The sequence below is a fragment of the Wolbachia endosymbiont of Ostrinia scapulalis genome, assembly GCF_023559145.1.
Lineage (GTDB): Bacteria > Pseudomonadota > Alphaproteobacteria > Rickettsiales > Anaplasmataceae > Wolbachia.
This window is the reverse complement of sequence record NZ_CP096926.1, coordinates 1,051,650-1,073,490: the sequence shown is the minus strand read 5'-3', so window position 1 is coordinate 1,073,490 and position 21,841 is coordinate 1,051,650. Positions and strand designations below refer to the sequence as shown.

13 protein-coding genes and 3 pseudogenes are annotated in these 21,841 nt (G+C 34.4%); 12 read left to right on the top strand and 4 right to left on the bottom strand.

What is annotated here, in order from left to right:
• Positions 1-2 precede the first annotated feature (2 nt).
• The 5 genes from M1L26_RS05210 to M1L26_RS05190 are packed head-to-tail and all read left to right on the top strand — an operon-like array spanning position 3 to position 10,638.
• On the top strand, positions 3-443 hold the full coding sequence (locus tag M1L26_RS05210) for a 50S ribosomal protein L11 (RefSeq protein ID WP_250120083.1): 441 nt from the start codon (positions 3-5) through the stop codon (positions 441-443).
• 4 nt (positions 444-447) lie between these two features.
• On the top strand, positions 448-1,101 hold the full coding sequence (rplA, locus tag M1L26_RS05205) for a 50S ribosomal protein L1 (protein WP_250120082.1): 654 nt from the start codon (positions 448-450) through the stop codon (positions 1,099-1,101).
• A gap of 12 nt (positions 1,102-1,113) precedes the next feature.
• Positions 1,114-1,632 (top strand): 50S ribosomal protein L10, encoded by a 519-nt coding sequence (gene rplJ / locus M1L26_RS05200; protein WP_007301987.1) that lies wholly within the window; start codon positions 1,114-1,116, stop codon positions 1,630-1,632.
• A 26-nt stretch (positions 1,633-1,658) separates the two neighbouring features.
• Positions 1,659-2,060, top strand: a complete 402-nt coding sequence (rplL, locus tag M1L26_RS05195) for a 50S ribosomal protein L7/L12 (protein WP_007301986.1) — start codon at positions 1,659-1,661, stop codon at positions 2,058-2,060.
• 58 nt (positions 2,061-2,118) lie between these two features.
• On the top strand, positions 2,119-10,638 hold the full coding sequence (locus M1L26_RS05190) for a DNA-directed RNA polymerase subunit beta/beta' (RefSeq protein ID WP_250120081.1): 8,520 nt from the start codon (positions 2,119-2,121) through the stop codon (positions 10,636-10,638).
• A gap of 34 nt (positions 10,639-10,672) precedes the next feature.
• Here the strand turns inward: M1L26_RS05190 and dusB are convergent, their stop codons facing one another.
• Complete coding sequence (gene dusB, locus M1L26_RS05185; RefSeq protein WP_370107307.1) at positions 10,673-11,650, bottom strand: tRNA dihydrouridine synthase DusB; 978 nt, start codon at positions 11,648-11,650, stop codon at positions 10,673-10,675.
• Positions 11,631-12,998 carry a C48 family peptidase gene (locus M1L26_RS05180; RefSeq protein WP_250120080.1) on the bottom strand — a complete coding sequence of 456 codons (1,368 nt, stop codon included), beginning with the start codon at positions 12,996-12,998 and terminating at the stop codon, positions 11,631-11,633. The genes dusB and M1L26_RS05180 overlap by 20 nt, the downstream gene beginning before the upstream one ends.
• A gap of 268 nt (positions 12,999-13,266) precedes the next feature.
• Between M1L26_RS05180 and serS the strand changes: the two genes are divergently transcribed.
• From serS to M1L26_RS06600, 3 genes and pseudogenes are all read left to right on the top strand, one after another.
• Positions 13,267-14,547, top strand: a complete 1,281-nt coding sequence (gene serS / locus M1L26_RS05175; RefSeq protein ID WP_250120435.1) for a serine--tRNA ligase — start codon at positions 13,267-13,269, stop codon at positions 14,545-14,547.
• A 31-nt stretch (positions 14,548-14,578) separates the two neighbouring features.
• Positions 14,579-15,850 carry a phosphoribosylamine--glycine ligase gene (gene purD / locus M1L26_RS05170; protein ID WP_250120079.1) on the top strand — a complete coding sequence of 424 codons (1,272 nt, stop codon included), beginning with the start codon at positions 14,579-14,581 and terminating at the stop codon, positions 15,848-15,850.
• 183 nt (positions 15,851-16,033) lie between these two features.
• Positions 16,034-16,099 (top strand): annotated as a pseudogene (locus tag M1L26_RS06600) (WPE palindromic element domain-containing protein); the annotation flags it as partial.
• A 74-nt stretch (positions 16,100-16,173) separates the two neighbouring features.
• On the opposite strand, the gene M1L26_RS05165 reads toward M1L26_RS06600, so the two are convergent.
• Positions 16,174-16,731 carry an RDD family protein gene (locus tag M1L26_RS05165; RefSeq protein WP_250120078.1) on the bottom strand — a complete coding sequence of 186 codons (558 nt, stop codon included), beginning with the start codon at positions 16,729-16,731 and terminating at the stop codon, positions 16,174-16,176.
• Positions 16,732-16,820: 89 nt separating this feature from the next.
• Here M1L26_RS05165 and icd point away from each other — a divergent pair, with 89 nt between their 5' ends.
• The 3 genes and pseudogenes from icd to M1L26_RS05150 all read left to right on the top strand — a co-directional run.
• A complete protein-coding gene (icd, locus tag M1L26_RS05160) occupies positions 16,821-18,239 on the top strand; it encodes an isocitrate dehydrogenase (RefSeq protein ID WP_250120077.1) in 1,419 nt (472 codons plus the stop codon).
• Positions 18,240-18,321: 82 nt separating this feature from the next.
• Positions 18,322-19,623, top strand: a complete 1,302-nt coding sequence (locus tag M1L26_RS05155; protein WP_211908487.1) for a molecular chaperone DnaJ — start codon at positions 18,322-18,324, stop codon at positions 19,621-19,623.
• A gap of 21 nt (positions 19,624-19,644) precedes the next feature.
• A pseudogene (locus M1L26_RS05150) lies at positions 19,645-19,881 on the top strand (endonuclease III domain-containing protein); the annotation flags it as partial.
• Between the two features lie 186 nt (positions 19,882-20,067).
• Here M1L26_RS05150 and M1L26_RS05145 read toward each other — a convergent pair.
• Positions 20,068-21,021 (bottom strand): IS110 family RNA-guided transposase, encoded by a 954-nt coding sequence (locus M1L26_RS05145; RefSeq protein ID WP_211908252.1) that lies wholly within the window; start codon positions 21,019-21,021, stop codon positions 20,068-20,070.
• Between the two features lie 220 nt (positions 21,022-21,241).
• Between M1L26_RS05145 and M1L26_RS05140 the strand changes: the two are divergent.
• A pseudogene (locus M1L26_RS05140) lies at positions 21,242-21,658 on the top strand (endonuclease III domain-containing protein); the annotation flags it as partial.
• Positions 21,659-21,841: the final 183 nt, after the last annotated feature.

Here is a 21,841-nt window from a genome sequence, read left to right as displayed (position 1 = left end):
TTATGAGTAATATAGTTGCTAAGATTAACTTACTTATGGAAGCTGGGAAAGCAGTTCCAGGACCGAAAATTGCTTCAGTACTTGGCCCGCGTGGTATACCTGTTCCTAAATTTTGTGAAGCTTTTAATAAAGCTACTAGCGCTGCTAACGCTAGTCATAAAGTAGGTGATTTAGTAACAGTGAGAATTTCCATAAAGGATGATCGCTCTCATGATTTTACTGTCAGCGGTCCACCTGTGGCTTATTTGCTTAAGCAGGAAGCTAAATTAAGTAAAGGTTCTGGTAATTCTGGTAAAGAATTAGTGGCTAAATTATCTATGTCTGCTATCATTAAAGTGGCAAAGTGTAAGATGGTTGATATGAAAGTGGATAATGAAGATTCAGCAGTGAAGATGGTTATAGGCACTGCAAAATCTATGGGTATAGAAGTTGTGGAAGGTTAGGTAAATGAGTACATATAATGATAATTCTAAGCAGTGTTTGGAGAAGATTGTTGAGTCTGCTTCAGCAAAATTTAATGAATCAGTTGATATCGCAGTCAATTTAGGTGTAGATTCACGTAAATCTGAAGAGCAAGTGCGTGGTACAGTAGTTTTGCCTAAAGGTATCGGGAAGAATATTAAAGTAGCTGTTTTTGCTCAAGATAAACATTTATTAGAAGCTGAAAAAGCTGGTGCTGATATTACAGGAGGAGAAGATTTGGTTGAAGAGATAAAAAAAGGTAGAAAGTTGAATGTTGATTGGTGCATCACTACTCCTGATTTCATGGCAAAAATCACTTCTATTGCAAAAATATTGGGTGCTAAAGGGCTGATGCCTAACCCTAAATTTGGTACTGTGACTTCTAACATTGCGGAAGCTACTAAAACCATTAAGTCTGGTCAAATAAAATTCAGGACGGATAAAAATGGTGTTATTCATGGTAAATTAGGAAGTATTAAATTTGATATTGATGATTTGCTGGAAAATTTAAAAGCCTTTCTTAAAGTAATTAGAGACAATAAACCTGCTTCTGTGAAAGGAGTTTACTTTAAAAGCGTTTTTTTAAATTCAACTATGGGTAAAGCTCATAAAATAAACAAAGTAGAAGATATAATTTAAGGGAGCGAAATTGTGAAGCGTAAAGATAAGGATGAATTTATACAAAACATAATGAATGTGTTTGTAAATAATGATTTCTTAATATTGGTAAATTTCAAGTCTATGAATGTTAGCAATTCATTAATTCTTAGGAATAGTCTAAAATCTGTAATGGGTGGGATGTTAGTAGTTAAAAATACTCTAGCTTGCTTGGCTTTGGAAAGGACTGGTAAATTTTCTTATTTATCAGGTAAATTTTCTGGTTCTGTTGCTATTATATACTCTAGCGCTATAGTAGAAGCTGCAAAGTTAATAGTTGATTTTATTAATGCTAACAAAGAAAAAATGTCTGTGATTTGTGCGGCTCATATAAATGAATTATTAACAGTGGAAGATGTTAATAAATTGGCTAAGCTTCCCTCTCTGGATGAATTACGTGTTAAAATTATGCGTTTAATATCTTATGATATTCCTGCTCGGTTAGCATTGTCTATTAATTCATCTTCTATGAGGCTTATGAGAGTTTTGGATTACTATAGTTCTAAAAAATAAATTTGTTGTTAAATAAGGTGGTCAGTATGAATAATGTAACAAGTGATTTGGTTGATAAAATATTATCTTTAAATCTATTAGAAGCTTCTGAACTTGTAAAAGTTCTAGAAGAAAAAATAGGGTTGCCTAGTGGTTCTTTTCTTGGTGGAGCTGTTGGTGCTGGGGTGCCTATTAGTGATAATGCTAATGCTCCTGTTGCTCAAGAAAAAGCTGAATATAAAGTTGTAATCAAAGAGATTGATGCAAGCAAAAAAATAGGAGTGATTAAAGCTATTAGAGAAGTTAATTCTACATTGAATTTAAAAGAAGCGAAAGAATTAGTTGAGTCTTTACCCAAAGATTTGACTGCTAATGTTTCTAAAGACGAAGCAGAAAAAATAAAGCAAAAACTTATTGAAGCAGGAGCAACTAAAGTTGAGCTTGAATAAAATGTTAGTATATTAATTTTATGTTGATATAGCTCTTTTAATTAGTGAAGGTATTTTAATGGTTGATTCTTCTTATATGTGTGCTTCTAGTGCTTTTGTTCCTAGAGTTTCTTATTCCAGGTCGATTGATTTAAAAGATTCTTTGTTGGATTTGGTTAAAGTCCAAAAAGGGTCATATAATTCCTTTACTCCTAATGATGAGAGTAATGAAAGACTTGAAGCTATCTTTCATACAATTTTTCCAATATCTGATCCTTTGCATAGGGCTACTATCGAATTTTTGAATTGTAGGGTAGATGATCTTAAGTATAGTGAATCTGAATGTATAAAACGTGGTATAACTTTTTCTGCTCAGGTTATTGCTTCTATACGTCTTGTTATTATGCAGGATGGTGTTTCTCTTGAAAAATATCAAGAGATTAAAGAAGATGATGATCATTCTAAGCTTGCAACTGTTATAAAATCTGCTGAAGAGCAGGAGGTTCGCTTTTGTGAACTGCCTATGATGACTGATAAAGGTACTTTCATCATCAATGGCGTAGAGAAAGTTATCGTTTCACAAATGCATAGATCTCCTGGAGTGTTTTTTGATAGTGATAAGGGAAAAACTTACAATTCTGGCAAATTAATCTATTCTGCTAGAGTTATTCCTTATAGAGGTTCTTGGCTTGATATTGAGTTTGATGTTAAAGATCATTTGTATTTTCGTATTGATAGAAAGAGAAAGTTGCCAATATCAGTTTTATTAAAGGCTTTGGGCTTATCAAACAATGACATACTTAATAAATTTTATGAAAAAATAGAGTATATAAAACATAAAAGTGGCTGGAGAGTACCTTTTTCCCCTGATAAATTCAAGGGAGTGAGGCTTCCTTTTGATTTAAAGAATGTTGAAGGCAATGTGTTACTTAAAGCTAATGTTCGTATTACTTCAAAATTAGCTAAAAATCTATATGATAACGGATTGAAAGAGTATCTAATTCCTTATGATTCTATATGTGGTTTATTTCTTGCAGAAGATTTAATAGATAGTGCTAGTTCTACAAAAGTCTTATCTGCTGGTGAATCTATAAAATTAGAGGATATAAAAAAGCTTGAATTATTATCTATAGATAAAATATCAGTGTTGAACATAGATAATGTTTCTGTTGGACCTTACATATTAAACACACTTTTCTTAGATGAAAACATGTCTTATGAGAACGCTCTATATGAAATATATAAGGTTTTGCGTCCTGGTGAAGTTCCTGTTTTAAAGATAGTAGAGGAGTTTTTTCGTAATCTTTTCTTCAGTTCGGAATATTATGATTTGTCTAACATTGGTAGATTAAAACTTAACTCTTGCCTTGGGTTAAATTATGAGGAAAATTTAACTACTTTAACACATGAAGACATTATTGAAATTATAAGAAAAATAGTATTGTTACGTGATGGTCAAGGATCTGTAGATGATATTGATCATTTAGCAAATAGAAGAGTCCGTTCAGTTGGAGAGTTTATAGAAAATCAATTTAGAACTGGATTATTAAAATTGGGACGGGCAGTAGTTGATTCTATGTCTACTTCTAGTTTAGATAAAGTCTCTCCATCTGATTTTATAAATCCAAAAGTGTTAACCAATGTCTTAAGAGATTTTTTCAACTCTTCCCAATTATCTCAATTTATGGATCAGACTAATCCATTATCTGAAATAACACATAAAAGAAGGTTGTCAGCGTTAGGTCCTGGTGGTTTAACAAGAGAGAGGGCGGGATTTGAAGTGCGTGATGTTCATCCAACTCATTACGGAAGAATTTGCCCTATTGAAACTCCTGAGGGGCAGAATATAGGCTTAATTAACAGCTTAGCTATATACGCTCGTATTAATAAATATGGGTTCATTGAAAGTCCTTATAGGAAAGTAGTTAATAAGGTTGTTACTGATCAAATTGAGTATCTGTCTGCTATAGATGAAGGTTTATATTATATAGCCGATACCAGCGCAAAGCTTGATGAGAACAACTGCTTTGTTGATGATATGTTATACTGTAGGTATGCTGGTACCTTTGTAATGGTAAATAGTAGTCAAGTAAGTTACATTGATTTATCTCCTAAGCAGGTAATATCGGTTGCTGCTTCTTTAATTCCATTTTTAGAAAATGATGATGCTAATAGAGCGTTAATGGGTTCAAATATGCAGCGTCAAGCTGTACCTTTATTGAAGCCTACTGCTCCTTTGGTTGCTACTGGCATGGAATCTTTCGTAGCTTCTGGCTCTGGTGCTGTAGTTTTAGCAAAACGTGGTGGCATAGTTGACAGCTCAGATAGTAACTCTATAGTTATACGTGCTTTTGACAAAGGAGGAATTAACTACTTGGATGTAGATATTTATCATCTAAGAAAATTTCAGCGTTCTAACCATAATACTTGTATTAACCAGAAACCACTGGTGCATGTAGGTGATTGTGTTAAGGAAGGTGATGTGATAGCTGATGGTCCTGCTATTAATAACGGTGAATTGGCACTTGGCCAAAACTTGCTAGTCGCTTTTATGTCTTGGCAAGGTTATAATTTTGAAGACTCAATCATTATTTCTAGTGAAGTTGTTAAAAAAGATCTATTTACTTCTATTCATATAGAAGAATTTGAATGTGTTGTACATGACACTCCTTTAGGGTCGGAAAAAATAACTCGTGCCATACCCGGTGTTAATGAAGAAAATCTTTATCACTTGGATGATAGTGGTATAGTAAAGGTTGGTACAAGAGTTGGTCCAGGTTATATTTTGGTGGGGAAAGTTACACCTAAGCATTCTCTTTCATTGCCTCCTGAGACAAAATTGTTAATGACAATTTTTGGTGAAAAGTCATTTGATTGTGTGGATTCCTCTTTATATACATCTCCAGATATTGAAGGGATAGTAATTGATGTGCAGGTCTTTACACGCAGAGGGGAAGAAGAAAACGAAAGGGCATTTCTTATTAAACAAAAAGAGGCAAACGACTTTGAGAAAGAACGAGACCATATAATCAATGTTATTAATCAATATTTCTATGATGAATTAAGAAAAATTCTTATTAATTCTGGCTCTCAAGATCGAGAAAGTATTAATTTTATTGAACGTGAGGGATGGTGGGATATAGGATTGAAAAACCAATCTATTTCTAAGCAAGTTGAGAGCTTAAAAAAAGATTTTGATGAAAAAGTATCACATGCGATAGCAAACTTTAAGCGAAAAGTAGAAAAATTGCATGAAGGCTATGATCTGCCTCAAGGTGTGTCGATGTCAGTAAAAGTTTTTATTGCTGTAAAACATAGTTTGCAGCCAGGGGATAAAATGGCTGGTAGACATGGAAATAAAGGTGTGATTTCTCGAGTTGTTCCAGTAGAAGATATGCCTTATTTAGAAGATGGTACTCCTATTGATATTATTCTTAACCCTCTTGGCGTTCCTTCGCGAATGAATGTAGGTCAAATATTGGAAACGCATGTAGGTTGGGCTTGTAAAAAATTAGGAGAAAAAGTAGGCAATATTCTTGATGAGATCAATAAAATCAAACGTGCTTTTTGTGAGGCAATTAGATCTCTCAGTGATGATGATTTTGAAAAATTTGCAGCATTATATCTTGATAATAAAAAATTTGAGGATATTAATGATGATGAAATAACGGCTTCTATTTTAGATACGCCTAATAAGGATGAATTAAATAATGAATTGACTACATTAGTAGAGAATTATTTCAACTCTTGTAAAGATGCACACAGTAGTTTACGTCACTTCCTGATTGAGGTTTATAGTTGTGGCAGTAATTTATCTATTTGTAATAACATTCGCGATATTAATGATAATCACCTCATTGAATTTGCGTATAAGTTGCGTGATGGCATTCCTGTTACTGCACCTGTATTTGAAGGTCCAAAAGATGAACAAATAGTAAAGCTATTTGAACTTGCTGGATTGGATAACTCTGGGCAAGTTGTATTATATGATGGTTGCTCGGGTGAGAAGTTTGATCGCAAAGTTACAGTTGGTTACATGTACATGCTTAAGTTGCATCACTTAGTAGATGGTAAAATTCATGCGCGTTCAGTAGGACCTTATAGTTTGGTTACTCAACAACCTCTTGGAGGAAAGTCTCATTTTGGTGGTCAGCGTTTTGGTGAAATGGAATGTTGGGCATTGCAAGCCTATGGTGCTGCTTACACTTTGCAGGAAATGTTAACTGTGAAGTCTGATGATATTAATGGCAGGGTTAAGATTTATGAATCGGTAATAAAAGGTGACAGTAACTTTGAATGTGGAATTCCTGAATCCTTTAATGTCATGATAAAAGAGTTGCGTTCCTTGTGTTTTAATGTGGATTTGAAGCAAAATGACATAGTAATTGAAGATATATCTCACACTAATATCGCACAATCTTTTAATGAGGTTAGCATTTCCATTGCTAGCCCTGAAAGTATTAAACGTATGTCTTATGGAGAGATAACAGATGTTTCAACTGCAAACTACCGTACATTCAAAGTTGAGAAAGGTGGATTATTTTGTCCTAAAATTTTTGGTCCTGTCAATGATGATGAATGTTTATGTGGAAAGTACAAAAAAAGAAGACATAGGGGCCGTATATGCGAAAAATGTGGAGTAGAAGTTACATCTTCTAAAGTAAGAAGAGAAAGAATGGGTCATATAGAGCTTGCATCTCCTGTTGCTCATATATGGTTTTTGAAGTCACTTCCTTCAAGAATTGGAGCATTATTAGATATGTCTCTTAGAGATATCGAAAGTATTTTGTATAGTGATAATTATGTTGTAATAGATCCTCTTGTTTCCTCTTTTGAAAAAGGTGAAATTATTAGTGAGAAAGCTTATAATGAAGCTAAAGATAGCTATGGGGTCGATAGCTTTATAGCTATGCAAGGTGTTGAAGCTATAAGAGAATTGCTAATACGCCTTGATTTACATGAAATTAGGAAGAATTTAAGACAGGAGTTAGAGTCTGTTGCTTCTGAAATGAGAAGAAAGAAAATTATAAAGAGATTACGTATTGTTGAAAATTTTATCAAGTCTGGAAACAGACCTGAGTGGATGATACTTACAGCTATACCTATTTTACCACCTGACTTGCGTCCCTTGGTATCCCTTGAAAGTGGTCGACCTGCAGTTTCTGATTTAAATCATCATTATAGAACTATTATTAATAGAAATAATAGATTGAGAAAATTGTTAAGTTTAAATCCTCCTGAGATTATGATTCGTAATGAGAAAAGAATGTTACAAGAGGCAGTTGATTCTCTTTTTGATAATAGTCGTCGTAATGCTCTGGTAAATAAAGCTGGCGCTACTGGATATAAAAAGTCTATTAGCGATATGCTGAAAGGAAAGCAAGGTCGTTTCCGTCAGAATCTTTTAGGAAAAAGGGTAGATTACTCTGGACGTTCTGTAATAGTTGTTGGTCCAACTTTGAAACTAAATCAGTGTGGATTACCGAAAAGAATGGCTCTTGAGTTATTCAAACCTTTTGTTTACTCAAGGCTTAAAATATATGGAATGGCTCCAACTATTAAATTTGCTAGTAAGTTAATAAGAGCAGAAAAGCCAGAAGTCTGGGATATGCTTGAAGAAGTAATAAAAGAGCATCCTGTTTTGCTAAATAGAGCGCCTACGCTACATAGGCTTGGTATTCAGGCTTTTGAGCCAGTCCTTATTGAAGGTAAAGCAATACAGCTTCATCCACTTGTTTGTACAGCATTTAACGCTGACTTTGATGGTGATCAAATGGCGGTACATGTGCCAATTTCATTGGAAGCTCAACTTGAAGCTAGAGTGTTGATGATGTCAATTAATAACGTTTTAAGTCCTTCTAATGGAAGACCGATTATAGTTCCTAGTAAAGATATAGTGCTTGGTATATACTACCTAACTTTACAGCAACTTAAGGAGGATGATTTACCACTTTTCTGTGCCTTTTGTGAAGTTGAGCATTCCTTAAACAACGGTACTCTACATATTCATTCTCATATAAAGTACAAAATGGAATACATCAATAGCGATGGAAACATTCAGTATAAAACTATTTTTACAACTCCTGGACGTTTAATATTATGGCAGATTTTTCCTAAACATAAGAATCTAAGCTTCGATTTAATAAATCAGGTATTAACAGTTAAGGAAATAACTAGCATTGTTGATTTAGTATATCGTAGCTGCGGTCAAAGTGCTACAGTGGTATTTTCTGATAAATTGATGACACTTGGCTTTGAGTATGCTACATTTTCCGGTACTTCTTTTAGTCGTTGCGATATGGTCATACCTGAAACTAAAGCTACACACGTTGATTATACAAGGGGTGAAATTAAGAAATTTTCTGCACAGTATCAAGACGGACTAATCACTAAAAGTGAGAGGTATAATAAAGTTATAGATGAGTGGTCTAAGTGCACAGATATAATAGCGAATGATATGTTAAAAGCGATATCTCTGTATGATGAAAATAGTAAGTACAATTCAATATATATGATGGTTAGCTCCGGTGCAAGAGGTTCTACTTCCCAGATGAAGCAGTTAGCAGGAATGCGAGGGTTAATGACCAAACCTTCTGGTGAAATTATAGAAACACCTATAATTTCTAATTTTCGCGAAGGATTAAATGTATTTGAATACTTTAATTCTACTCACGGTGCGCGTAAAGGTTTAGCTGATACTGCACTTAAAACTGCAAACTCTGGATACTTAACTCGTCGCTTGGTTGATGTATCTCAAAATTGCATAGTTACAAAACATGACTGTAAAACGAAAAATGGCCTTATTGTAAGAGCTATAGTTGAAGGTAGTACTATAGTTGCATCTCTAGAGAGTGTTGTACTGGGTAGAACAGCTGCAAATGATATATATAACCCAGTAACCAAAGAGTTATTATTAAAAGCAGGAGAACTAATTGATGAAGATAAAGTAAAGCAAATCAACATTGCAGGTCTTGATGCTATAAAAATTAGATCGCCTTTAACTTGTGAAATAAGTCCTGGTGTGTGTTCTTTGTGTTATGGAAGAGACCTTGCAACTGGTAAAATTGTTTCAATAGGTGAAGCAGTTGGTGTTATCGCTGCTCAATCTGTTGGAGAGCCAGGTACTCAGTTAACGATGCGTACTTTCCATATAGGTGGGGTAATGACTAGAGGTGTTGAATCCTCAAATATTATAGCTTCTATTAATGCTAGAATAAAACTAAACAATAGTAATATAATTATAGATAAAAACGGAAATAAAATTGTGATAAGCCGTTCCTGTGAAGTCGTTTTAATTGATAGCCTTGGTAGTGAAAAATTGAAGCACAGTGTGCCTTATGGTGCTAAACTTTATGTAAATGAGGGTGAGTTAGTAAAAATTGGTGATAAAGTTGCGGAATGGGATCCGTATACACTACCTATTATTACGGAAAAGAGTGGTACAATATCTTACCAGGATTTAAAAGATGGAATTTCAATCACTGAAGTGATGGATGAATCTACAGGAATATCAAATAGAGTAGTAAAAGATTGGAAATTGCACTCTGGTGTAGCTAATTTACGTCCTCGTATTGCACTGCTTGATGATAATGAAAAAGTAATAACACTTTCAAGTGGTGTGGAAGCATGTTACTTTATACCAGTTGGTGCAGTGCTTAATGTACAGGATGGCCAAAAGGTTCATGCAGGTGATGTTATCACAAGAACGCCGAGAGAGTCAGTTAGAACTCGTGATATTACTGGTGGCTTGCCTAAGGTTATAGAATTATTTGAAGCACGTCGTCCTAAAGAGCATGCTATCGTTAGTGAAATAGATGGCTATGTAACGTTCTCTGAAAAAGACCGTAGAGGAAAACGCAGTATAGTAATTAAACCTTTAGATGAGCAAGCTTCTCCAGTTGAGTATTTAGTATCAAGAAGTAAGCATGTAATAGTCAATGAAGGTGATTTTGTGCGTAAAGGTGATTTATTGATGGATGGCGATCCTGATCTTCATGATATTCTACGTGTGCTTGGGTTAGAAGCGTTAGCACACTATATGATTTCTGAAATACAGCAAGTTTATAGATTGCAAGGTGTGCGCATAGATAACAAGCATTTAGAAGTGATCTTAAAGCAAATGCTACAAAAAGTAGAAATTACCGATCCTGGTGATACTATGTACTTAATTGGAGAAAATATCGACAGGCTGGAAATTGATAGAGAAAATGATGCTATGAATAACTCTGGAAAACGACCTGCTCATTATCTTCCTATTCTGCAGGGAATTACTAGAGCAAGCCTTGAAACTAATTCCTTTATTTCTGCTGCCTCTTTCCAAGAAACAACAAAAGTACTTACGGAAGCAGCATTTTGTGGAAAGAGTGATCCTTTGAGTGGGTTAAAAGAAAATGTTATAGTAGGAAGATTAATTCCTGCTGGTACGGGTTTGGTTATGAATAAGGTGAAAGCACTTTCGCTTTGTGAAAATATAGATAAATATGAAAAATATTTTGATATTGAGACTTATGACGAAAAATTGCTGAGTGATAATAGTTATCAATTACATTCTGATGAAGAAGAGAGTGTGGTGGTATCGCACTATGATCAGTCAAGTTGAATATAGCTAATGAGGTAGTATGTTTAATCTGTTTTTAACTAAAAAAATCAATTATATTTTCTTTCACCTCTGTGCTGTCTATTATGTTATTTACTCTTACACGAAATTCAGATGAGTTTTGAAGCCCGCTACTGTACCATCCTATATGTTTGCGGGCCATCTTTATTCCTGTATCGCTTCCATAGTACTCAAGAATACTGTCATAATGCTTGAGTATTATGCTTAATCTCTCTGAGGCTGTTGGCTCAGAAACTTTATTTCCACTCAAAAAGTTTATTGCTTGATTAATCAGCCAAGGTTTGCCGTAAGCACCACGACCTATCATTACTCCATCTGCTCCAGATTCTTTAAGTGCACTTTGAACATCATTCAAACTCTTAATATCTCCATTTACTATAACTGGAATTTTTACCTGCTCTTTAACATTTCTAACGAATTTCCAATCTGCTTGACCATTATAAAGCTGTGCCCTTGTCCTTCCATGTACAGTAATCATCTTTGCTCCCAAATCTTCTGCAATTTTTGCCAAGCGCGGAGCATTACGATTTTCGTCATTCCATCCAGTACGCATTTTTACTGTAACTGGCACACTCACTGCCTTGACTACAGCTTCTATTATCTCAGCAGCCTTTTTTTCATCACGCATAAGTGCTGACCCTGCGTAACCGTTTACAACTTTTTTAACTGGACAACCAAAATTTATATCTATGATTTTTGCACCCATGCCCTCATTTAACTTTGCAGCTTCCGCCATAACATCAGGCTCACAACCAGCAAGTTGTACAGCGGTTAGTTCATCGACTTTTGCTTTTTGCATGCTCTGGCGAGTTTGTATGATCATAGCTCTGCTTGCAATCATTTCTGAGACTAGCAAACTTGCACCAAGTTTCTTTACAATACTCCTAAATGGATAGTCAGTCACTCCAGACATTGGCGCTAAAATAACTGGAGAATCAATAGTTAGATTTCCTACTTGGAGAGACACAGGCTTTCTAGTTGCTAAAAAATGCATTTTTGACACTGTTATAAGCTGTTATTATAACATCTTGCACAAATGAACTTGTGGCAGGTTGTGTTTCCTCTTTCTTACTATCTTCAAGACTAAGCTGCTGTAGAGCATCATGTAAAATTCCACCTTCAGCAATAGCTTCTTTCCACTCTTCGTCCTCCATAAGTGCTTTTGTAAACTCTCTTCTTTTCTTTTGCAATTGTTCTGAACTAGGTTTGTATTTTGATAACTCTCTGTCAATTTCATCAAATGATTTATCCTCGTTGAACATTTGCGTAATCCTATGAGCATTTTCTAAAGCAAACACTCCACAATTACAGCCATCTTTTTGCTGCTTAGTTGGTGAGCTTCTTATGTTGTCATCATTTCCTATCTCCAACGTTTCCTGCAATATACTCACTATATAATTGCCATCAATTTGCTTACTAACTAATTTGTTTTTGTGTTTTCTTGCGCAATTTAATGTTTCTTGAACATCATCTTTTTTTTCCTTAAGGATGACATTGTCTGGATTATTTTCTTTTTCCCTTATCAAATCTCCGATTTCATTGTCTAAAGGCTCCACACATTCCGCAGTAATCTCATTAGCAAGACTTATATTATCTTTTATTGTTCCATCAATCTTATTTGGTAATTGAGTGCCAAATGAGTCACAATAGTAAGCTCTAAATTGTTTATTTGTTGATTCATATGTACCGACTAATGTTACCCAATGATAATTTCCTATATTAACAACTGCAGTAAATGTTTTTTTTGAGTTTTCCCGCTTTACTTCATTTTTGTACTCTTTTAACCTTTCATTTAATGAGTTTACATCTCCAGGAATAGAGAAAAATACATTATTCGTGGAGGATTCTGAATATCCATATTTCACTCTTGCAATATGCGCAATATCATGCTGCCGCAACAAGTAATCATATTTTTTGAGATTTGTCTGATGCATAAGAGTTTGTAAATCTCCATGAAACTCTTTGCCACCCAAACCACTATCTCCTGAAGCATTAGAATTTCTACGACTATTGTTACTTGAGGCAGGTTCACTTCCTGGTGCAATACCACTATCTGTAGATGGAGAATAGGAATTTCTACGTACCCTCTTATCCGAATCATTTGTTTGTCTTGATATAGTATCTAGTCCACTATCCAGTGATTTACTTCTTGTGAATTTTTGCTCTTTTGGACTCTTTTCTTCCTTTACAGTTCCTTTTTCATCAACATAACCTTTTACCAAGTAAAATAAAGGTTCAATAACCATCTTGTATGTCGCTGCAAGCACTATTCCCATTAAGATCCAAGCTATAGGGTTGGAGATGAGCATAGCAAGTGGTAAGGTTAAGAGGAAAGATCCCATTATCAATCCCAAACAGCCAATGGTAAATGTAGTCGCCAAATATATACAAAAAGCGTAGACAGCAAATCTTCCACTAGCCTTAAGTTTAGTGAAGTGAGTACTCTCTTTAGATTTATTGTATCTTTCTATGATGGCTAACATATTATATTTCAAGTTTATCAATTCTAGCAAATTATGAAGGTAAAATCAATATTAGCATTTATATGTAAAAATATTGAGCATTCAAAGCTTTTGAAGTAGAGTAATGATGTTAGTAATAGCACAACATATGCATGATATAGAACATATACGCAAAAACCCTAAAGGATTTGAAAAAGCAATAAAAAGCAGAGGGGTGAAAGAATTTACTACAGAAGAAATATTAGAGATAGACCATAAAAAAAGATTACTGACTACTAAATTGCAAGCTTTAAATAAGCAACGAAACGAGGTCACGGAAGAAATAAAGAGGCTTAAAATGAACAAAAGCCCATGTGAAGAACAAGTAAAGTTATCAAAAAGCATCACAAGTGAGATAGAGACAATCAGCCTCAAGGAGCAAACAGAAAAAAATAAGTTAGTGGATATTTTATCTAACTTACCAAATATTTCTGCACAAAATGTACCAATAGGTGAAGATGAGAGCTCCAACGTAGAAATCAGAAAATATGGAGAAAAAAGGCAATTTAGTTTTATGCCAAAATTTCATTATGAACTCGGAGAAAGGTTAGGCTTGATGGATTTTGAGCAAGCAGCAAAAATTTCTGGATCAAGGTTTACAATATTAAAAGGACAGTTAGCTAAGCTTGGACGAGCATTAATAAATTTTATGCTGGAAACACATGTTAATGAATTTGCCTATACTGAGGTTTATCACCCAGCCTTGGTGAAAAACGAGGCGATGTATAACGTTGGTCAGCTACCAAAATTTTCTGATGACTCATATTTAACTACCGATAAATTAAGATTAATTCCCACAAGTGAAGTAGTTTTAACAAATTTAGTTGCTGACAAAATAATAGAAGAAAAAGAACTGCCTATTCGTTTTACTGCATATTCAGAATGTTTTCGTAAAGAAGCTGGCAGTGCAGGACGAGATACAAGAGGTATGATAAGGCAACACCAATTTGGTAAAGTGGAATTAGTAAGCATCACAACTGAAGACCAGTCAAATGATGAGCTTGAACGCATGACAAATGCTGCTGAGGAAATATTAAAAAAATTAGAACTACCGTATAGAATAATGCTGCTTTGTAGTGGTGATATGGGCTTTGCTGCACAAAAGACTTATGATATAGAGGTATGGTTACCTGAGCAAAATAAGTACAGAGAAATATCAAGCTGCTCAAATTGCGGTACGTTCCAGGCAAGAAGAATGAACACTAAATACTTCTTAGAAACTGACAGAAAAACAAAAAAATACGTTCACACTTTAAACGGCTCAGCTTTAGCCATAGGAAGAACAATTGTTGCCATAATGGAGAACTATCAAAATTCCGATGGGTCAGTTACAATACCAAACGTGTTGCAAAGACACATGAGTAATGATACTGTTATAAGCAAACAATAATTTTGACATATAGAAAAGCGAGGAAATAAAGATGAAGGTTTTGGTTATAGGTTCTGGTGGGCGTGAGCATGCTTTACTTTGGGCTTTAAAGAAGTCTCCTACCTTGACTAAGTTATATGTTACTCCTGGTCGCCCGGCCATGGAGAATTTTGGAGTTCTTGTGAATATAGATATTCAAGATTCAGTGGATGTTACACAATTTTGCAAGAAAGAAAATATAGAGCTAGTGATTATTGGTCCAGAGCAGCCGATAATTAATGGCCTTGCTGATGATTTAACTGCGGAGGGGATAAACGTTTTTGCTCCAAGTCAAGCAGCTGCAAAACTTGAGGCATCAAAGTCTTTTACGAAGGAACTATGTAAACAATATGGTATACCGACCGCCAAGTATGAACGTTTTATTGATGAAAGGTTAGCTAAAAATTTTGTCCGTAGTAATAAAATAAAATTTCCGCTTGTAATTAAAGCAAATGGAATTGCAGCAGGGAAAGGCGTCATAATATGCCACACAGAAAATGAAGCTTTTTCAGCAATAGATTCAATGCTAGTGGAGAAAAATCTTGGTGAGTCAGGTGAAGAAATAATCATAGAAGAGTTTTTAATTGGAGAGGAAGTAAGTTTTTTTGCTCTTATTGATGGGTTGAAGGTAGTAACCCTTGGGTGTGCAAAAGATTACAAGAGAGTTGGTGAAAATAACGAGGGACAAAATACTGGAGGCATGGGGTCATACTCATCACCTTCGATTATAAGTAAGGAGATGGAGCAAAAAATTATTCAAAAAATAATATATCCTACAATTCAAGCACTGACTAACATGGGAACATCCTATAAAGGCGTACTCTTTGCTGGTTTAATGATTTGCAAAGATAGTCCAAAGCTTCTTGAGTATAATGTTAGGTTTGGGGATCCGGAAATACAATCTATTTTACCTAGACTTGATCCAAATTGTGATTTGTTAAAGTTGATGTTGTCAGTTGCAGAAGGCAAGTTAAATACAAAAATGGTGGAGTTTAATCACAAAACTACAGTTTGTGTAGTTGTTGCAAGTAAAGGCTATCCTGGTGATTATCAAAAAGGAGAGGTAATTAAAGGATTGGATAAAATTGAAAACATTCCTGGTGTGCTAGTTTTTCATGCTGGTACTAAGTTGGATGAAAGTGGTAATTGGATTTCCGATGGCGGAAGAGTGCTAAATATAGTAGGAGAAGGAAACACTGTGGAAGAAGCTAAAAGTAAAGTGTACTCAGCGTTAAATTTTCTAGAATGGTCAGGTGGGTTCTTCAGGTATGATATTGGTAGTTAATTTAGCTCATGCAGAAACAAAAAAAGTCACTTTGTAAGCAGTAAACTAAAGAAAAACATGATATCTGTTCAGATTCATGTGAAACCAGTGCTTCTTTTCTTGTCATGAAAGTAGCTGACACTGGGATCCAGGTTGATGAAAGCACACTAGCATAGAAAGTGGTTACAACGTTTTCGATGAGATTATATGGAAAACTGGATTCCAGTGTCAAGCACTGGAATGACACCCTCTATTATGCAAATTACCTGCTAATTGCAATGTTCGTACAGATGTGGGTCACGCGCTAGAATAACACCCTTGGTGGTAACAACTAAAGAAAAATATCAACTAGGTTTATAGTATACCACTACTGTTTTTGCAATTTTGTCATAAAATGTTTGTTTGTGCTGGTCGAATATTGTAAACATTAAAACTGAGGTTAGTACAATAAAAAAACATCCAGAAACATAATCAGGCAGAGGATAAGATAGCAAATTACAAATAGTCCACATGCCGTCCTTAAAAAAATATCTTCTTATTGCTTGTTTTAGAGTAACATTTTTAAATGTGTTTGAATCTTTTATATATATTCCGCACAGTAATTTCCCTGGAGTGCCACCAAATCTTATTGTCATTAGCATATTAAAAATTATATATATTGGTAGTATCACCATAAAAACTGTCATGCGGATAACTATCTTGTAAGTATTGTCTGCATCGTTGTATGATGTAGATGAATGATGTAGAGAATATAGAAAAAATAATATAATAAAGGCTATTATTACCCATAAAACACAATCAATTACAGATGCGAAGTCTCGCCTAAACATCCCTGCATAACTTATTTTAGTATCCATACACTTTCCATATTTTGCAATGCTATAACCAGTATAAAAGTTCATTATTAAATAACCGTAAATATGCTATTTTAGCAACATTGACCCACTTTATTATTTGAATTAACATTAAATCATTTACAGTTAAGGAAGTTATGTCAACATCAGTCACAGTTGCGTATGGTGATGGTATCGGACCAGAAATTATGGAAGCGGTGCTGTCGATATTGCGTGAAGCGAAAGCAAAGATCTCAATAGATATTATTGAAATAGGGGAGCGTGTTTATAGTAAGGAATGGTCTCATGGAATTTCTCCGAGTGGTTGGGAATCTATCGAAAGGACAAAGATATTACTCAAATCTCCAACAACAACCCCTCAAGGTAAAGGGCACAAAAGCTTAAACGTTGCACTCAGAAAGAACTTAGGGCTGTATGCAAACATTAGACCATGCATTTCGTATCACCCTGTTATAGAAAATAAATTCGATAAATTTGATGTTGTTGTAATACGTGAAAATGAAGAGGACGTTTATACGGGAATAGAGCATAGGCTCACTGGTGACTCGTACCAATGCACTAAAATTATTACTAGATCTGGTTCAGAAAAAATATGCAGGTACGCTTTTGAATATGCGAAAAAACATAACAGAAAAAAAGTAACTTGCCTGACTAAAGACAACATAATGAAAATGACTGACGGCGCTTTTCATGCAGCGTTTGATCGTATTGCAAAAGAATACCCAAATATAAAGATAGAACATTATATAGTTGATATTGGAATGGCAAAAGTTGCTACAGAGCCCGAGAATTTCGATGTTATAGTAACTGAAAATCTATATGGCGACATATTATCAGACATAGTGGCACAAACCTCAGGTTCTGTAGGGCTTGCAGGAAGTAGCAATATAGGTAATGAATATGCAATGTTTGAAGCAGTGCACGGTTCTGCTCCTGATATTGCAGGAAAAAACATGGCTAATCCTTCTGGTCTTTTAAATGCCGCAGTACATATGTTGGTCTATATTGGTCAAGTGAGTACTGCAAAACTAATCTATGATGCATGGCTGAAGACTTTGGAGGATGGAATACACACTGCCGATTTATATAAGAAGAAAAGGAGTAAGCAGAAAGTTGGTACCAAAGAATTTGCAAAAGCTGTTATAGATAATCTAGGGAAAAAACCCACAACGTTATCTGAGCTTATAATTAGCAGTGATTCGGATAGTAAAATAAATAAAGTACAAGACAATTACGAACAAGATTACAAAGTTAAAAAGCTAGTGGGTAGTGATATAACGCTTGCCTGGGATAAATCCAACAATTTTGATCAAATAGTTAGGTTATTTGAATCGAGTAATCTGAAAATGATAGCAATATACTCAAAAGGACTTGCAATTTGGCCAGGAGGATCAAAGTCTTCAAGTGACCAAATAACCTGCAGGTTCATTGCAAATAATGAAATTACAAATAGTGATGTGAATAACTTGCTAGTCAAATTTGAGGAACATAATTTTGATGTGGTGAGAATGGATAAGTTGTATTTGTATAATGGGAAAGGGGGTTTCTTCTCTTAGTGGTTGCTTGATATTTTTATGCTTTTGTGAAACATTAAATATATTATACTAATAGTATCGTGTATTTATGTGAGGTGTAGTAATGAGTCAACATTTTAAGTTAACTGGTCAGGAGTTTTATGATAATAATGATCTGTTTAACGTACTAGAGATAAAAGCTGAACAAATTGTAGGTAAGGATTATCAAGCTCTTAGCAAGTTTCTGGAAAAACAATATAATAAATTGATACTTGTAAACCATCCTGACAAAGGTGGAGACAAAAATAGATTTGATCAGATTTATAAAGCTTATCAAGATCTAAAAAAGTACATTGAACCTTTGGAGTCAGGAAATCCTTGTGTTAAAGTCAGTGTTGTTGCTGAAAGTAATGGACGTTTAACGGCAAGAGAGTTTCACTATAGGAGAAAGTTGTTTAACGAGCTAAAAATCAGTGAGGAAGAAGCTGTAGGTAAAGATTTTGATGGGTTGATTGCTATACTAAAAAGAAATGATTGTTCGTTTGGAGAAGACCTAAAAAGCTATAATGAACTTCAAGCTCAAATAGAGAGGATTTTGCTAAATCCAAATTTAGATAATTCTCAGAAGAGTGTACAAAGTGCAAAGTTAATGCAAGAGTTATATCAATATATAGCAAAGCCAAGCATACAATTATTCAATTATATTACTCCTCTAAAAGAAAAGAGAAGCCTAATTGAAGAAGATAAAAAGACATTAGCATTGAAATTTATAGAGCGCAAAAATGCTCTAATGTTAGTACCAAAAATAAGTTTTCTGCCTTTAGCTATATTAACTACAATTACTATAGGTTGCTATTTTTCATGGTGGATCATAGCACTTAATATCATTATTAATAACGCCTCTCGTTTATTAGTAGGTCATTATATGAAAAAGTATGCCAATTCAGAAATTTCTATTGATGAATTCATAAGTAAGATGAGCTATATCGAGCTAAGCAGTAAATTTCTTATCAACTATCCTTTAGCTGCTTTTTCTGTTTATTTAGTTACAATAAATTTCATTGCTAATGGATTAACTGTTGGTGGAGCTGTACTTGGTTCACTATTGTTATTGGCAGTATTAATTGAAATGTTAGCTCCTGTTTTCTCAAAAGGCTGTGAAATATATGCTGAAAAGCACGCAAAAGATTTATTAGAGGAAGATCCAAGAGATAGAGTACAAAAGGAAACTAATCTGTTAGGACGGTATGATCCACGAAGGCTATTAATGCCGATAATTATGCCTCTTGTTAGAAAGTGTTTTGCAGAAGTGGCAAGCGAATTTGCTGAAAGGAATTTTGATGAGGTAAAAACTGATATGTCTGATGTTAATACTGAAGGACTATCTAATCCTCAAGCAATTGAATTTGCACAGCAAACAGTATAGTATAAGCTTTTAGCTCTATGCATGGACTCAAAAAAAGTAGAATTAATATTTGAAAAATTTCAACAGTCAAATCCTGCGCCAAAAATAGAGCTAAATTATACCAATCATTTTACGTTATTAGTTGCAATAGTTCTGTCAGCGCGGACGACCGATATAAGTGTTAATAAAATTACAAAGGAGCTATTTAGTATCGCTGATACGCCAGAAAAAATGTTGAATCTTGGGCAAAGTGAGCTGAGAAAATACATAAGCAGTATCAACTATGTTTTTTAAAAAATTTTTTATTGTGTAATTTTGCAACTTGATCCAATCATGTAGGTAATAAAAATCCATTCGTCATAGGAATAGAATTTTATGTCAAACAGCTATTGCCTGCTTAAGCCAATGAATATGTGAATAAGTACTTTAAGTTTGTGTGGACGTACTTATTCACAATATTCATTGTCAGTTGCTACTGTGTGAAGCAATTGCTGCTTTAAGTCTTGCATTAGCAATTACTATAATTTTACGCATAAGAGCTGTTATAGCCACCATCTTCTTCTTACCACTTTCAACAAGCTTAGAATAAAAGGCACCAAGTACAGATTTTGACTTTGTAACAGCTATGGCTGATATGAAGAGCTTTGAACGAACATTACTTCTACCGCCCATAATCCTTCGGTAACCAACAGCTTTACCACTTTCCTTAGGATGAGGTGCTACTCCGGCAAGACTTGCTACTTCTTTTCTACTTAAGTAGCCAAGCTCTGGCATTAAACACAAAAAATCTTGTGATAACTTTTTGCCTATTCCAGGAACTGTTTTAAGGATTTTTTGACGTTGTTGTAGCTCATGGCTTTCATCAATAATTTTTTGTATAGTGTCATTGAGTTCGTTTATTTGATTATTGAAAAATTCAATGGTCTTCTGGCAACTTTCCTTTATATGGTCATTTTCAGGAGCTTCCAGTCTACACTTTTCCTGAGTTCTCATTTGCGTAATGTCATCACGACGTTGACACAGTGCAGCTAGAGTTGATTGTTCTTTTGAAGTAGGTACAAATAGAGAGAGAGTTTTATGGCGTTCACATCCGTATTGAGCAAGAGCCATCGCATCTGATTTATCAGACTTTGCTAAAGTTCCGTGAGACAAGATAAAACTTTTTACTTTTCGAGTATTTGCTTGATGTACTGCAATATTCTTGCCAACAAGAAAATGTGATAAACCAAGCTCATATTTGCCTGTATTTTCTAAAGTTACCAAAGAATTAGGTAGAATATCTGAAAACTTTTTAAACAACAGTTGCCAACCATCAGCATTATTGTCGAACTTGATAATGTTATTTTGGTTGTAAACTGCAGCAACATTTTTAAATTTTCCGATGTCAATGCCAATAAAATTTTGATAAGATGTAACCATAATAAATCTCGATAGTTTTAGTTAATTTAAGATTGTAAACGGGCGTATATATATTTCCCAAACAACTATTCAAACGTATCGAGAGATAGGGCTAGTGTACCTTGATACAAACGGTTGTAATACCAATTGGTTTTCGGTCGCACACGCCCGTGATAACTCTATTCCTATAGTGAGTAGAGTTATCTTCCCTCTTACTTCATTTATATCATGTTTTTAACTTACAATTGGTTTATATAATTCCAAAGCAAAAAATATAATCGGGCTCAGCAAAATATTGATTGAGAGGTACAATAGCAAAGTGCCTACTAATTTCGATGATTTGGTATCTTTACCAGGGGTTGGGAGAAAGAGCGCTAATGTGTTCTTAAATTCAGGGCTTGGTATTCCAACATTGGCAATTGATACTCATGTTTTTAGAGTAAGCAATAGAGTTGGGCTTGTGAAAGAAAAAGATATATTTAAAACAGAGCAATCTCTTTTGAATGTGGTTCCAAAAAAATACCTGCTTTATGCTCATCATTGGCTAGTTTTACACGGTAGATACATTTGCAAGGCACAAAAACCTTTGTGTGAAACATGCATAATTCATGATTTATGTGAGTTTGAATGCAAGAGGTTAGTATCTCTTCTTTTTTAATTCAAGTAGCTCACAGAGGTGAAAAAGATTACTTTACACATTTTTCCATTTTCCTTATCATAAGACTGAAGGTATTTTATTATCTTCAATCTGTGCAGATTAAACGACAAAAGTATTATACAGTTGGCGTCTTATTTTTAATTTTTTGCACTACGTGCACCTTATGTCTTCACAATATTTCTA

What these genes read in the sequence shown, in the direction of transcription:
- rplL (WP_007301986.1), top strand. Translation starts at nt 1,659, where the DNA reads ATGAATAATGTAACAAGTGATTTGGTTGATAAAATATTATCTTTAAAT.
- M1L26_RS05165 (WP_250120078.1), bottom strand. Translation starts at nt 16,731, where the DNA reads ATGAACTTTTATACTGGTTATAGCATTGCAAAATATGGAAAGTGTATG.
- M1L26_RS05155 (WP_211908487.1), top strand. Translation starts at nt 18,322, where the DNA reads ATGAGTCAACATTTTAAGTTAACTGGTCAGGAGTTTTATGATAATAAT.
- icd (WP_250120077.1), top strand. Translation starts at nt 16,821, where the DNA reads ATGTCAACATCAGTCACAGTTGCGTATGGTGATGGTATCGGACCAGAA.
- rplA (WP_250120082.1), top strand. Translation starts at nt 448, where the DNA reads ATGAGTACATATAATGATAATTCTAAGCAGTGTTTGGAGAAGATTGTT.
- M1L26_RS05145 (WP_211908252.1), bottom strand. Translation starts at nt 21,021, where the DNA reads ATGGTTACATCTTATCAAAATTTTATTGGCATTGACATCGGAAAATTT.
- serS (WP_250120435.1), top strand. Translation starts at nt 13,267, where the DNA reads ATGCATGATATAGAACATATACGCAAAAACCCTAAAGGATTTGAAAAA.
- dusB (WP_370107307.1), bottom strand. Translation starts at nt 11,650, where the DNA reads ATGCATTTTTTAGCAACTAGAAAGCCTGTGTCTCTCCAAGTAGGAAAT.
- M1L26_RS05210 (WP_250120083.1), top strand. Translation starts at nt 3, where the DNA reads ATGAGTAATATAGTTGCTAAGATTAACTTACTTATGGAAGCTGGGAAA.
- M1L26_RS05180 (WP_250120080.1), bottom strand. Translation starts at nt 12,998, where the DNA reads ATGGGATCTTTCCTCTTAACCTTACCACTTGCTATGCTCATCTCCAAC.
- M1L26_RS05190 (WP_250120081.1), top strand. Translation starts at nt 2,119, where the DNA reads ATGGTTGATTCTTCTTATATGTGTGCTTCTAGTGCTTTTGTTCCTAGA.
- purD (WP_250120079.1), top strand. Translation starts at nt 14,579, where the DNA reads ATGAAGGTTTTGGTTATAGGTTCTGGTGGGCGTGAGCATGCTTTACTT.